The organism is Phocaeicola dorei (genome assembly GCF_013009555.1).
In the GTDB taxonomy this organism is placed as follows: domain Bacteria; phylum Bacteroidota; class Bacteroidia; order Bacteroidales; family Bacteroidaceae; genus Phocaeicola; species Phocaeicola dorei.
In genome coordinates this window covers 3,177,067-3,190,912 of sequence record NZ_CP046176.1, presented here as the reverse complement: position 1 = coordinate 3,190,912, position 13,846 = coordinate 3,177,067, and the positions used below count along the sequence as shown (strand labels likewise).

Sequence of the window (13,846 nt, the reverse complement as noted above, 5' to 3'; positions counted from 1 at the left end):
TATGAAACAGTTTTCGGAAGCAACAAGGGTACAGATGCCGGCTATGGTACATCTTACCCGATTAGGATATACGTATTTTGGGAAGATATATGAAGATATGAGTGGCACCGTATATGATGGTGACACAAATATCCTTTTGCCTGTGTTTGAAGAGCAGTTCAAGAAACTTAATCCTTCACATGAAGGAGAGTTTCTGCAGGTACTCAAAGATATAAGAAAAGAATTGAATGACGACGATCTGGGTAGAGGGTTCTATCAAAGATTAAAGAATGTATCACCTGTAAAACTCATAGATTTTGAGGATATAGGAAACAATACTTTTCATTTTACTGCCGAGTTTACTTGCAAAAACGGTCAGGATGAATTCAGACCGGATATAACTTTGTTCATTAACGGACTCCCTCTTTGCTTCATAGAGGTAAAGAAGCCAAACAACCATGGCGGAATGGTAGCGGAAAGCAACAGAATGAACAAGGAACGATTCCCAAACAAGAAATTCCGTAGATTCATAAATATAACCCAGCTGATGATATTCAGCAACAATATGGAATATGATGCTATGGGTGGTATAGTACCTATACAAGGAGCATTCTATTGTACTGGTGCCCGTTCTTATTCCCCCTTCAACTGTTTCAGGGAAGAAAATATAGGGTCACAGAAGATAGCACCTTACCATAGAGATTATCCATATAAGGAAATTGATAAAGAGGAAGAGAAGCGTATTCTCTCTGACTATAACTGTCAGGTAATCCATACAAGTCCTGAATATCAGACAAATCTTGATATAAATACACCGACAAACAGGATATTGACTTCAATGTGTTCACCGGAGCGATTGCTTTACATCATTAGATACGGTATTGCATACGTGAAGATGGAAAGGGAAGTGGATGGTAAAATAGAATCTACAGACCAGAAGCATATTATGCGTTATCAGCAGCTGTTTGCATCACTGGCGATTAAAAAGAAGCTGTCGGAAGGGATGCGCTCAGGTGTGGTATGGCATACCCAGGGCAGTGGAAAAACAGCTTTGTCATTTTATCTCACCTATATTCTCAATGACTACTTTGCAAAGCAACACAAGGTGGCCAAGCTGTATTTTATAGTTGATAGACTTGATTTATTGGAACAGGCAAGCCAGGAGTTTGAGGCAAGAGCTCTTGTAGTAAGTACAGCCAACTCGAGGGCTGAACTGATGGAACATTTCAGGAGCAACCAGGCACAGCATGGAGCAAGCGGACAGGCTGAAATAACAGTAGTAAATATCCAGAGATTTTCAGAAGACAAAGAAAAGGTCAAGTTTAATGATTATGCTACAAACCTGCAGCGAATATTCATACTGGATGAAGCACATAGAGGATATAAGCCGGGAGGATGTTTCCTGGCCAACTTGTTTGAAGCAGACCCGGATGCTATAAAAATAGCATTGACCGGTACACCTTTGCTAAAGGAAGAAAGGGCGTCATGCAGAGTCTTCGGAAATGGTGAGTACTTTCACACCTACTATTACGATAAGTCAATAGCAGACGGATATACGCTAAAGATAATAAGGGAAGATATTGAAACATCCTATAAGGAAAGATTGTCTGATGTTTATGACAAACTTGACACATTGGTTCAAAAAAAAGATATAAAGAAAGCGGATATCATAGAGCATCCTAATTATGTTAAGGAGTTGGCCAATTACATTATGGATGACTTGAAGAGATTCAGGAAAATTCAAGGAGATGATACTTTAGGAGGAATGGTCATCTGTGAAACGAGTGAACAAGCAAAACGTCTGTATGAGGTATTTCAGGAGGAGTGGGAAAAGCATCATCCTAAAGCTCAGATGTTTAGAATGCCTGATGGAACACTGTTGGCTGCAGAACCAGTCTTGACATATCATAGCAAATATAGACCACTTAAAGCAGGTCTCATCCTTCATGATACAGACGATAAGGAGACGAGGAAGCAGATAGTCAAGGAGTTTAAGAAGAACATGAGCATAGATGTATTAATTGTGTTCAATATGTTGCTGACGGGATTTGATGCGCCCAGATTGAAGCGCTTGTATTTTGGCAGAAAACTTAAGGATCATAATCTGTTGCAGGCCATAACACGAGTGAACCGTCCTTATAAAGACATGAGATATGGCTATGTAATTGATTTTGCCGATATAAAGAAGAACTTTGAGGAAACAAATGAAGCCTATCTTAAAGAACTTAACCGCTTTAACGATGTAGAAGAAATAGGGGAAGGCAATGCCACTGATACATTTACTCAGGTAATTGAGGATAAGGAAGAGATTATCAACCAAATGAAACAGGTAAAACAAACACTTTTCAATTATTCTTATGACAATGCAGAAGAGTTCTCGAATGAGATATCAACAGAAGAAGACAAGTCTGTTCTTCTTGAACTAAAACAGGCACTGGTAGCAGCCAAGAATATGGCAAACCTTGTCCGTACATTCGGTGACGAAGATATGAAGGAGAAGTTTGCTAAGATTGAGATAACCAAGTTGCCACAACTGTTAAGTGAGGTTCAGCACAGAATTGACATCATAAACCAGAAAGAAGCCTTTAGCAATGAGGACGAGACAAAGAGGATGATAAATGAGGCTATGATGAACATTGAGTTCAATTTTTCAAAGATAGGACAGGAGGAAATGAAAGTCATAGGTGGAGGGGCAGAGCTTAAAGAGAAGTGGAATAAGACTATCAGCAACTTCACCCAGAACATAGACCAGGATGACCCTGAATACATTACTCTGAGGGAGGCTTTTATGGAAAGATTCAAAGAACACGGCTTTGTAGTTGAGACTATAGCAAAGTTCAATGAAGAAACAAAAGCTCTTGATGAAATTATTAAGCGTCTGCAGGATCTCCAGAAGCGCAATGCAGTGCTGATGAAGAAATATAAGGGAGATGAAAAGTTTGCCAGAGTACACAAAAGAATAAGAGAGGAAAATAAGGAAAGGGAAAAGAAGGGATTGAAACCAATCTTTTCTCAACAGGATGAAGAACTTGTGTCGATACTCAGTACTATAAAAAACGATATCGATGCAAAAGTATACGATAGAAATGATATACTTAAGAAGGATGCCTACTTTAACAGAACAGTAATGGCTCTTATAAATGGCTGCCTTTATCAGTATCCGGAGATAAAGCCTGAGATGGAGGATTATAAATTCATCCAATCCAGAATTTCACAACAATATATTAATCAATATAATGCCACTTATGGCAGAGTTTAAAAAGAACATATATGCTAGCAATAAAAGAAAAGACACTTCAGTTAATTGATGCCCTAAAGGCAACATGTCAATCATACGGTATGGGTAATGATGGGAACGAGTATAAGATAATAACACAGGTATTCTTATATAAGTTCCTGAATGACAAGTTCGATGCAGCATATTAGATTAGTTGATTACCAGTAATTTATGGCTTAAAAGATAGAAGGCTCGAAAATTTACTTGTTTTTTCGCCGAAAATTGAAGATTTAACGTTTTTAACCTTAGTTTGTCTTCAAACGGAGGAAAAAAGAGGGAAATCGCCCTTTTAGCCCTTGCAATCCCCGGTCCACAAAGATAAGGCATATCGGTGATTATTTCGCCGATTATGGCTGTAAAATCGTAGATGGGTTCACGGATATTTTAGCTTGTTATTGCAGCCAAAAGAGAAAGTCTGCAAGTATAGTTCGGCTTTGCCGGAGCCATTTCTTTTCTTCCCTTTTTTAGCTTTACTTTAATGTGCGTATATACGAATACGGGGATAAAGTAAAGTTGTTTTTCTTTGGTATAATGAGTGAATAAGGATTTATATGTATCTTTGCAATGAACAATATTTTAGTTGTTATGACAATATGAATAATATATTAGCGTTTAATATTGATAATCCAAATGAGGTAGCTTTACAGATAGCATCAAGGGTTAAAGCAAGGCGACTTAAACTTGATTTGACACAAGAGGGTTTGGCTACAAGAGCCGGGGTCAAGTTTGCCACATATCGCAGATTTGAGCAGACTGGAGAAGTTTCATTGAGAGGATTACTTCAGATAGCATTTGCTTTGAATGCACTCTCTGACTTTGATGCTCTTTTTGCGCAAAGACAATATCAATCATTGGATGATGTACTGAAAGAACAAGGCGTTACCCGTAAAAGAGGAAAGAAAAATGAATAGCATAAAACAGATAGAAGTTATTTATGGTAATTGTTTGGTCGGTTGTCTGTCGTTGACCAAAGAGGAATTATGCGCATTTGAGTATTCAACAGAATGGCTCAATATGGGCTTCTATATATCTTCGTTTGATTTGTGAATGCAAAGTATTAGTGGGTCATGTATAGCCTATTCGACATCCTTTTCGGAATATATAAATACGGTTTTGTTTGTAGACGGTATGGAGATGAAATTAAATTCTATGATGTCGTGAACAACAACTTTTGGGCACAGACATGGAAAGCAAAAACATTAAGAGAACTTTACGGCATATAAAAATGGTTATAACAGAAAAAGATAAGCGAGAATTGCTTTGGACAGAAAAACGTATTGCCTATAACAATATGTGGCCCAAAGCAGGACAGTGGTATAGTGATGTGCAGCAGATGTTAGACGAGTGGCTTCATGAGCAAGGGATAACACAAATCTTTGAACCTGTGAAGCTATCAGAAGGGGCAAAAGATATCCTGTTTCCCAATGCGAAACTGAACAAGGTGTTTTCGGGTATCGTTGATATCTATGACGAATTACCTTACAGACCAGATGAAGGATTCAATATCGCATGGCGTTCGCTGGAGATATTTATGAATCATCATAGGAGCATAGCATGGCCGAAAGATAACGATAAGGCAACTCATCTAATGCTGAGAACAGTAAAAGAGTTGATCATGCCTCTTGTTAATAAAGATCTGCGGGTAAAAGAAATGTGGGAGAGATTTTTAAGTGAAATACCCATTTCTGTATTAAGATTTGCAATTATGCGCTGCTTTACCCAACATGATTTAGCTATTACAGACAAGGCAGAAAAAGTTTCGGAAAGGGCGAAAGACATCTTAACGAAAGAGTTGTATGCTGATATCAAAGCCAAGTATAAACTTGAGGAAACGGTGAAGCCTGACGCAGACGTGTTGAGACGGTCTTCGCTTTTGCTCCAGAAGATATTGAGAGGAGAAAAAGTGACGGTGAACAACAATGAATATATGGTTGACCTAGAGAAACGGCTATTATTTATGTTGAGTTGTGTACTTTATACGTATAGGTGTGAACGTTTTCATGGGGACTATTTTTCTCCTTTTAAGAGCGATATGGCGACGTTAAATACCTATGCTTTTTCATACTATTTGTTGACATTTAGCTATGTCTACTTGTGGACGTTGATTCATCAGTTTTGTGAGTGGCAAAAGTTAGGGGAGATTTGCTCGCTGGCAAACATCTTGGCGGCTGCTGAAACTATGCAAGAAAGAATGAAACTGATGATTAAAAACGGTAAATGAAAGGGAATCTATGGTACAGCGCATATATGTAAAATGCCCCAGTTGCGGGAAAATATATCAGTTGAAGTTTCAGTTAGACCAGAACATAAAAATTTATGAATGGCCCATCAGTTTTGAGTGCGTGGATTGTGGAGATAATCTTACTTATAAATATGGGAGGCGAGGCCTTTTCCCAAAGGAATTTATGTACATGCCTTCACCACAAGACCCGCCAATAACAACTATTGGTTATTCTTCGTCCTTGCCAATTATTGACGACTTGTATATGAAAGACTTAGACTTTACACAGTCCATGGCACTTTCATCGTTGTTTTTGAGTTTATCGTTTAAAAGTTCTTTTTTTTCATTAGAAGAGGTTCATAACTATGATGTGTTCTTAACAAAGATGCAGTATAGGTTTTTACCCTATAGAGGAATGCTGAACGCATTATTGCCTATCTTGAAGAAGGGGAATGTGGAAGCGTTTAGTAAGAAGATGGCTATATTGTTCGATGAGAAGAAATACAAGCCCCTTGGCAGTGCTCTGGAAATGTATGATTCCTACTTTGAACTGCTGAAAGGCGTATATCTAAACATTGCTCCACAACGCTATCTGGATGACTGTCATGCAAGGTTTATTAAACCGCTGGAAGACCTTATCAATAAATTAACTGTAGATGAGGTGCAGGATATCAAGGTTAAACTGGATGCTAGCGGATTGATTTCAAAATGGTATAAAGATGAGGCATTGCCTTTTGTAGCTAAGTCTATTGACGACATACAAAAAATTTTACCTGCCATGATATATGCAAGTGCAGGCATTAAAGATGTGGCCGGGAATGGTGATTTGAAGATTGTCACTATAGGTTGTGATGATGCTATGGGTATGTACAAAGAAGGTTATGAGGTATTTGCTCATGGCTTAAAGATACTTGTAGGATTGAACAATCTTCGAGAAAACAGAAATATAGATGTATTTACCAATTCTGGGCTAAGCGATGTCGATACTATTACAAAGTTTGCCGGAAAAGCAGCAGGAAAAATGATAGAAGTTCTTGAAGGGAATGGTGCTTTTATGGGTTATATGGACGGTTCAATGAACAATAAAATCAGGAATGCAGCTAGCCATAGTGGAGGCGTTGATTACGATCCTATAACACAACACATAGATTGCCATTACGATGCTACAAATGACAGCAAGATATATGAAACGACTTTGATGTCGATATGTAGACTTTGTCATGTACTAATATTACATCTAATAGAAACGACGTTACTTGCAAGAAAGATAGTAGAGAAAGCAAAATGACAGAGACAAAAGTTATATACAAGGAGGCTTCAAAAGAGACTATAGAGAACCTGATAGGCAATTCCTCAAAGACCATCGAGGATTTGTACAAGAAGGTATTAGAAGATCTCTCGCTCTTGAAGGAACTAAATGCAGATGTACCGCAATTGCTAAGACTGGCTGTAGAACTGCGGATGAACATGAGGTTTATATTGATAGACCTGATGACTAGTTTAAGGGGCAGTTTGAATGGGGCATACACATTTGAGAAATGTTATCATATCAAGAACCTTGAAGGTATTAGGGTGGAGGGATACCGTTTGCTATTAGGCTATGGTGAAGAAAGAGAGCGATCTGTGTGGACGGAGCTTGGATGTGAACTTAGACAAGTATACCAAAGATTCGAAAGGAGTAAGTATGCTCAGGTATATGAAGGGGTAGTAGCTCTTTATGATAAGGTGTCAACGCAATTGAGAACAGTGATGACAACCTATGAAGAACGTAAAGGTCGGAATATTACTTACCATTATGATGATGACCTCTATAAAGTGTATAAACAACTTATAAAGGTAAAAAATAAAGGCGAAGATGAAGCAATGAAGTGCGTAATTCCGTGGATGGATGCACTGCTTTCGATACAGGTATTATGTGATACTATTGAATACGTGGAGGCCTTACAGGGAAATGTATCTTCTAAAGCGACAGGTTTTCATTATTTTCAAATCAATGTCATCAAACTAGATTTCTACAAACGAATAGTTTATGAATTTTCAAAAAATGATCAATTTAAGGAAATACTCGATAAGATACTTAAAGACATTGATAGCGTTGATTGGACCGCTAAAGAAAAGGATAAACTAGGACGGCTGGAAGACTGGTTGGGCAAGAACGCATCCAACCAAGACAAGCCAAAGACAATAAAGGACATGAAAGACCTAATGAATGTTTATCTCCTTATAGAAATGTCTTTTGCTGATATGTCTTGTGTCATAAGGGCTTTTATGAATGCGGGAAGTGATATAGAATACCCCTTGACCTTTCGTCGATTACTTGTATCAAAGGTTTCAACGCTTGGCCATCTTGTCGGATATAATGATACAGAAAAGGACAATGCGCTTTGGACATTCATACAGAATGCTGTTCCTGCGGATGCTGAAAAGTTGAAAACTGAAGCATCAGAAATCCGAATGGAATTAGAACGTCTCTTAAAGCAGGAGGATGTGAAACGGAGGGCATTGTACGTGCACTATTTGGACAGAGATACCAACGACAGTAATATATTTCGCATATTAGAAAGTATTGAAGGAATTGATTTGCTGATAGAAATAAATGCTTATCCAGCGTTTATAAAGATTATGGGTAGAATCCGAAAGTTCTTAAGAACCCTAATGGGTGAGTTCGCAATAAAAGTGGATAAGACCACGAAAGCGAGCAATATCATGATGAAAGCCCAGATTAAAAGATTAAGACAACTTCTGAAAAATCCCAAATGTCCAGCTGAACTGAGGATATCGTTCAATAAGACGCTTGACCAGATGGAGGAAATTTTTAAACAGTATTATGCTTAACCCTATTGGGGAAAATTATTTAGGGATGTACATGTTTCTGATTTTATGGATTCGCTATATTTGCCTGTAATGTATCATTAAATAAATATAAAGTGTTATTTTGGCATATTATATGATGTGTTGAATATGGCAAAGAATACGATGGGGACTAAATTACCCCGAAAATTGGAGCAGAAGATGTCGGTTGTGGGAGAACAGATTAAGTTGGCTCGCTTACGCAGAGATTTGAGTGTGGCTCAAGTGGCTGAACGTGCCACCTGTTCTCCGTTGACCGTATCCCGAATAGAGAAAGGCGCACCGACTGTGGCAATCGGTATTTACTTGCGTGTTCTGTATGCTTTACAGCTTGACGATGATATTCTGTGGTTAGCCAAAGAAGATAAATTGGGGAAAGCGTTACAAGATTTGAGTTTGAAGACAAGGAAACGAGCTTCAAAAAAGGGATAAAGTTTATATTCTCCTTATAAGTAAGTTAAAAATGTTTTTATGAGGAAAAAAAACAAAACTTGAAATTTTGTATTATGCTTTAAAATCATTATGTTTGCAATGCATAATAAGTATAGCGTATGAAATTCGTTGATAGAATAGATGAAGCGGCACGTTTGAAGGATGCTCTTGCGAGAGAGAAGTCCTCGTTAGTCGTCATGTATGGTCGTAGACGATTAGGTAAGTCAACACTTATCAAAAGAGTGTTGTCGGACAATGATGTTTATTTTCTCGCTGATCGTTCTGAAGGCCAACATCAGAGAACATTGCTCGCAAAAGTGATAGCACAAGTGTTTCCAGATTTCGATAAGTTGACATATCCAGACTGGGAATCTATGTTTCGTGCGGTCAATTATCGAACAGACAAGCGTTTTACTCTATGTTTGGATGAATTTCCATATCTTGTGGAACAATCTCCGGAACTGTCGTCTGTTTTGCAGAAACTGGTTGACGAGAAACAACTGAAGTATAATCTTGTGCTTTGTGGCTCGTCACAAAACATGATGTATGGGTTGTTTCTTGATTCTACTGCACCTCTCTATGGTCGTGCTGATGAGATAATGAGGCTATCACCGATACGTTTGCCGTATATTCAGGAGGCTTTGAGTCTTGATGCGATGAATGCCATTGAAGAGTATTCCGTATGGGGAGGTGTGCCGCGTTATTGGGAACTAAGGGAAAACAGAAATTCGCTTGATGACGCATTGTGGCATAATATCCTGTCAGTAAATGGCACTCTTTACGAAGAACCTATAAAGCTGTTTCAAGATGATGTTAAGGATATTGTCAAGACCTCGACAATAATGTCTTATATCGGTACAGGTGCAAATCGTCTTTCTGAGATTGCTGGACGATGCAATGAACCGGCAACCAATCTGTCACGACCATTAAAGAAACTTATCGATCTCGGATTCTTGGAAAAAGATGTTCCATTCGGGATTGATGAAAAGAATGCGAAAAAGAGTCTTTATAAGATAGCCGATCCTTTTATGGCATTCTACTATCAGTTTGTTGTTCCGAATCGCTCGTTCATTGAACTTGGTCGTAGCTTACCCATTGAACAGGCTTTGAATGCCCATTTCTCTGAGTATGTGAGTATGCAATGGGAAAAACTGTGCAGAGATGCTGTTACAGGTAATCTTGTCAATGGTGTAGTTTATGGTAAGGCAAAACGCTGGTGGGGTTCTGTCCTCAATGAGGATAAGAAACCTGAACAAGTCGAATTTGATGTAATGGCCGAATCGCTTGATAAAAAGTATCTGCTGGTTGGTGAATGTAAATGGACAACAGGGGAGAATGGTAAACAACTAACAGCCGAACTTCTCCGCAAAGCTAATCTGCTACCGTTTGCCAAGAACTATACCATCGTTCCAATGCTGTTTCTTAAGAATGCTCCGAAAGATGATATTGGGGGTGTTATATTGTTACCAGAAGATATTATTAATCTGACTAAATAGCAATTAAATAATTGAGGTTAAATGAGCTGATATTGGATTTTTTTGTAAAATTAAATAATTTATAACTATGGTGGATATCGATAACAAGGAAGTTGCAGTGGAAGAAGAGAATCTTGATGGTGATAATTCTTCGGAAGCAATAACCAAACCGTTTAATCCGAACGAAATTGATGTGGATATATCCACGGTTAATTTGGGTTCACTAATAGAACAATTGGAAAATGATGAGATAGATTTGCAGCCTGATTTTCAGCGTGCAGCAGATGTGTGGAATAACATAAAAAAGAGTAGGCTGATAGAATCTATTTTGCTGGGACTTCCTTTGCCATCTTTTTATTTTAGCGAAGATCCTGTAAGTCAAAAGCTTTCTATTATAGATGGATTGCAGCGGATTTGTGCAATAAGGGATTTTGTATTAAAGAAGGATGAACCACTGAAATTGGAAGGGCTACAGTTCCTGAAAAATTTTGAAGGGGTAACTTTCTCTCAATTGGCACGTCCTGAAGTTAAGCGTATTAAATCGCTTAAAATTACCATGAATACATTGCGTAAAGGAACTCCATTAGATGTAAAATATATAATATTCCAACGTGTAAATACTGCTGGAGAACCTTTAACACCACAAGAGATGCGCCATGCTTTGAACCAGGGGCCTGCTGCGATATTTCTAAAAGAGTTGGCAGACATGGAGTCTTTTAAAAAAGCTACTAATTATTCTGTAAAGACAAAGCGAATGCAAGATCGAGATTTTGTAAACCGATTTGTGGCGTTTTTTATTGGTTATCAGGATTATATTGGTGATTTAGATATGTTTCTAAATGATAAAATGGGAGAACTGAATAAAATGACTCGTGCGCAAAGGGATGACATACGCATTGCTTTTGATAAATCAATGAAATGTTGCTATCAGATATTTCAAGATGATACATTTCGAAAAAGATACAGTGTTTCCGAAAGAAGAAAGCCTATATCTAAATCAGTATATGATACCTTGAGTGTCAACATAGCTTGGTTGAGTGATGAAGAACAAAGTCTGTTATTGAAAAATGCAGGAGCATTTAAAAACGGAATGATTCGTTTGTTTAATGATGACAAATTTAATTTCTCCATATCAACCGGAACAGGGCAGAAATATAATGTGGAACAACGTTTTACGATGGTGAAATCGTTAATAAAAGAAATAATAAATTTATGATTACTCATTTAAGCATAAATAATTTAAAGCTTCATAATCATACAAATTTGAAGCTAAATGGACTGACAATTCTTACTGGTATGAACGGTATGGGAAAATCTACTGTCATACAGTCATTGATATTATTACGACAGTCTTTTATGATGAACGATCTAGATTCTGGCCTAAATCTAAAAGGCGATTTATGTGATGCCGGAATGTCTGGAGAATTAGCCTGTCAGACTTCAATGGAACATTCGTTGAACATTAATATGAAGTTTATTGAACAAGATGATTTGAATTTTTCATTTGAATATCCTGATAATATCATGGATACGATGCTTCCAGGAGCTAAAAGTAATGAGACGTCAAAAGCTGTATTGTCGAAATATTCATTGTTTAATGAGAATTTTCAGTATTTGAGTGCATTTCGTTTTGGTCCGCAAAAAAGCTACAACCGTGATACTTCTTTGGTTGTTACTAAAAAACAAATATCTAAAATCATGGGACAATGTGAATATGCAGTACATTTTCTTGAGCAGTATAAAAATACAAACATCCCTATAAAAGAACTTGCGATTATCGAAGATGATGATATAACTCCGGACTATAGACTTACTGTGCAGGTAGAACGTTGGCTACGTCTTGTTTCGCCTAATATAAAAATCAATATAGAGCCTGTGGGAGAGGATTTTAAGTTGAAATATAAATTTAGTAGAGAAGAAAATACTATTACGGAAGATATTACAGCCTTGAATACTGGTTTTGGAATCACTTATGTATTACCCATATTAATAGCCGTATTAAGTGCAGGTAAAGATGCCATTGTGCTTATTGAGAATCCGGAAGCGCATTTGCATCCGAAAGGACAGGCTGTATTGATGGAACTGGTTTCAAAAGCTGTAGCTTGTGGAGTACAGATTGTGATGGAATCGCATAGTGACCATATTATAAATGGTAGTTTGGTGGCAGTAAACAAAAAGTGGATTAATCCTGATTTACTATCCATATACTATTTTGAAAGGGAAGAACATGAGCATGTAGCTTTGTCACATCAATTACTGATTTCAGAAACAGGACGTATCACTCGTCCTCCTAAGGGATTTTTTGATCAGATAGATATTGATTTGAAGACCTTAACCGGATTTTGATATAGAGCACAGCGAACTTTTTTTATTGCTGCCAAAATATGAGGAAGCTGTAGGGCAACCAGATTATATTAAGTCTAAAAGTATCATGACTGAGGATGAAATTTTGAAAGTTGTAAAAAATATAGACGAAATATGCTGCTTTATAGCGAATGAAAATTATGAAGGCTATTATGATGCAGATAATGTATATGCATTTCTGTATCCTGTAAGAATTGCAGAAGATTGCTATCCCAATATCATGACCCGTATGCGTATAGTGTTGAATAAATGGGGAGAAAATTGGCGAATGCAAAAAGTACAAAAGGATACAGAAGACTATATGTATTATTGTTTACCGATAAAAGACGATACTTTGTGTGAAATGACGGAACGGAAATATGTTTCTGTAGATGCAAGTACATTTCTATTGGTTAATTTTAATGCTTTTGCTTGTTCTACAGAGATTATACGTACAAAACGTAATCAAAATGAAATAGAACTTGATGTAAGAAGCTTCGATTTAAAATTACTTTCAAAATGGTATGAGGTAAACCGTAAACCACAAAGAATATTTAATCTTAATCCTAAGCATGGAGAAAATGGCAAAGGTGCACATCCAAGTAATAATGGTCAAAAAGTATCAATATTGATGTGCTGTAAAGAAGAAGCTACGCGGTTGTTATATAAAGCAATAGGTGAGGATCCGAAAACGCTGTATTATTTTGACAAGCAGTGTAGTCAATACATAGAATTTAAGCGTGAAAGTGAAAATATATATCATGGATTTCATTTGGATGCAGAAGATGAAAGAAGAGTGCCAAGACATATAAAAACAATTATAGATAAATTATGCTAACCACATGATATTAGCTTTTTAATTAAAATTATGCAATCAGAAAATATGAATCAACAACCTGAAGGTTGTGCCATCTCAATTATTTATAGTACCTTTGCCTACAAAATAAGGCAAAGGTATTTTTTGATGCATACAATGGCTGAAGAAAAGATAGACAACGCATTGGAAGTAAAAGAGGAAAGAGTGGAATGCAAAGGCGAAAATTGGGTTTGCCATTCGCAGGCTATAGCAGCAATCATGTCAAACCGAATGGGAGAACTTGGCATGACACAACGAGTGCTGGCTGAGAAAATGAACTGCACCCAGCAGTATGTTTCTAAAGTGTTGAAAGGCCGAGAGAATTTGTCATTGGAAACTTTGTGCAAAATAGAAAATGCATTAGGCATCAAAATATTACAAGCTGGAATAAATAGGTAATAACACTATAGCAG

At 37.3% G+C, this 13,846-nt stretch carries 12 protein-coding genes; all 12 read left to right on the top strand.

The window, feature by feature from the left end; all coding sequences use genetic code 11:
- Position 1 precedes the first annotated feature (1 nt).
- Positions 2–3,238, top strand: a complete 3,237-nt coding sequence (locus tag GKD17_RS13440; RefSeq protein ID WP_007833421.1) for a type I restriction endonuclease subunit R — start codon at positions 2–4, stop codon at positions 3,236–3,238.
- A gap of 611 nt (positions 3,239–3,849) precedes the next feature.
- Positions 3,850–4,167 (top strand): helix-turn-helix domain-containing protein, encoded by a 318-nt coding sequence (locus tag GKD17_RS13435; protein WP_007833423.1) that lies wholly within the window; start codon positions 3,850–3,852, stop codon positions 4,165–4,167.
- Positions 4,160–4,303: a hypothetical protein gene (locus GKD17_RS13430; RefSeq protein ID WP_007833424.1), complete on the top strand. Its 144-nt coding sequence runs from the start codon at positions 4,160–4,162 to the stop codon at positions 4,301–4,303. The genes GKD17_RS13435 and GKD17_RS13430 overlap by 8 nt, the downstream gene beginning before the upstream one ends.
- Before the next feature lie 178 nt (positions 4,304–4,481).
- Positions 4,482–5,477 carry a hypothetical protein gene (locus GKD17_RS13425; protein WP_230590532.1) on the top strand — a complete coding sequence of 332 codons (996 nt, stop codon included), beginning with the start codon at positions 4,482–4,484 and terminating at the stop codon, positions 5,475–5,477.
- A 265-nt stretch (positions 5,478–5,742) separates the two neighbouring features.
- A complete protein-coding gene (locus GKD17_RS13420) occupies positions 5,743–6,765 on the top strand; it encodes a hypothetical protein (protein ID WP_230590533.1) in 1,023 nt (340 codons plus the stop codon).
- Positions 6,762–8,312: a hypothetical protein gene (locus GKD17_RS13415; RefSeq protein WP_007833432.1), complete on the top strand. Its 1,551-nt coding sequence runs from the start codon at positions 6,762–6,764 to the stop codon at positions 8,310–8,312. The genes GKD17_RS13420 and GKD17_RS13415 overlap by 4 nt, the downstream gene beginning before the upstream one ends.
- Before the next feature lie 126 nt (positions 8,313–8,438).
- Positions 8,439–8,759 carry a helix-turn-helix domain-containing protein gene (locus GKD17_RS13410; RefSeq protein ID WP_007833434.1) on the top strand — a complete coding sequence of 107 codons (321 nt, stop codon included), beginning with the start codon at positions 8,439–8,441 and terminating at the stop codon, positions 8,757–8,759.
- A 119-nt stretch (positions 8,760–8,878) separates the two neighbouring features.
- Positions 8,879–10,255 (top strand): ATP-binding protein, encoded by a 1,377-nt coding sequence (locus GKD17_RS13405; RefSeq protein WP_007833436.1) that lies wholly within the window; start codon positions 8,879–8,881, stop codon positions 10,253–10,255.
- 67 nt (positions 10,256–10,322) lie between these two features.
- Entirely contained in the window at positions 10,323–11,450 is a 1,128-nt protein-coding gene (locus GKD17_RS13400; RefSeq protein ID WP_007833438.1) for a DUF262 domain-containing protein, read from the top strand.
- A complete protein-coding gene (locus GKD17_RS13395) occupies positions 11,447–12,580 on the top strand; it encodes an AAA family ATPase (RefSeq protein WP_007833439.1) in 1,134 nt (377 codons plus the stop codon). The genes GKD17_RS13400 and GKD17_RS13395 overlap by 4 nt, the downstream gene beginning before the upstream one ends.
- Positions 12,581–12,665: 85 nt before the next feature.
- Positions 12,666–13,415, top strand: coding sequence for a hypothetical protein (locus tag GKD17_RS13390; RefSeq protein WP_235778221.1), 750 nt, complete (start codon positions 12,666–12,668; stop codon positions 13,413–13,415).
- 135 nt (positions 13,416–13,550) lie between these two features.
- Positions 13,551–13,832 (top strand): helix-turn-helix domain-containing protein, encoded by a 282-nt coding sequence (locus GKD17_RS13385; protein WP_032595660.1) that lies wholly within the window; start codon positions 13,551–13,553, stop codon positions 13,830–13,832.
- The last annotated feature ends 14 nt before the right edge of the window (positions 13,833–13,846 follow it).

What these genes read in the sequence shown, in the direction of transcription:
- GKD17_RS13435 (WP_007833423.1), top strand. Translation starts at nt 3,850, where the DNA reads ATGAATAATATATTAGCGTTTAATATTGATAATCCAAATGAGGTAGCT.
- GKD17_RS13410 (WP_007833434.1), top strand. Translation starts at nt 8,439, where the DNA reads ATGGCAAAGAATACGATGGGGACTAAATTACCCCGAAAATTGGAGCAG.
- GKD17_RS13390 (WP_235778221.1), top strand. Translation starts at nt 12,666, where the DNA reads ATGACTGAGGATGAAATTTTGAAAGTTGTAAAAAATATAGACGAAATA.
- GKD17_RS13405 (WP_007833436.1), top strand. Translation starts at nt 8,879, where the DNA reads ATGAAATTCGTTGATAGAATAGATGAAGCGGCACGTTTGAAGGATGCT.
- GKD17_RS13430 (WP_007833424.1), top strand. Translation starts at nt 4,160, where the DNA reads ATGAATAGCATAAAACAGATAGAAGTTATTTATGGTAATTGTTTGGTC.
- GKD17_RS13440 (WP_007833421.1), top strand. Translation starts at nt 2, where the DNA reads ATGAAACAGTTTTCGGAAGCAACAAGGGTACAGATGCCGGCTATGGTA.
- GKD17_RS13385 (WP_032595660.1), top strand. Translation starts at nt 13,551, where the DNA reads ATGGCTGAAGAAAAGATAGACAACGCATTGGAAGTAAAAGAGGAAAGA.
- GKD17_RS13425 (WP_230590532.1), top strand. Translation starts at nt 4,482, where the DNA reads ATGGTTATAACAGAAAAAGATAAGCGAGAATTGCTTTGGACAGAAAAA.
- GKD17_RS13400 (WP_007833438.1), top strand. Translation starts at nt 10,323, where the DNA reads ATGGTGGATATCGATAACAAGGAAGTTGCAGTGGAAGAAGAGAATCTT.
- GKD17_RS13415 (WP_007833432.1), top strand. Translation starts at nt 6,762, where the DNA reads ATGACAGAGACAAAAGTTATATACAAGGAGGCTTCAAAAGAGACTATA.
- GKD17_RS13395 (WP_007833439.1), top strand. Translation starts at nt 11,447, where the DNA reads ATGATTACTCATTTAAGCATAAATAATTTAAAGCTTCATAATCATACA.
- GKD17_RS13420 (WP_230590533.1), top strand. Translation starts at nt 5,743, where the DNA reads ATGAAAGACTTAGACTTTACACAGTCCATGGCACTTTCATCGTTGTTT.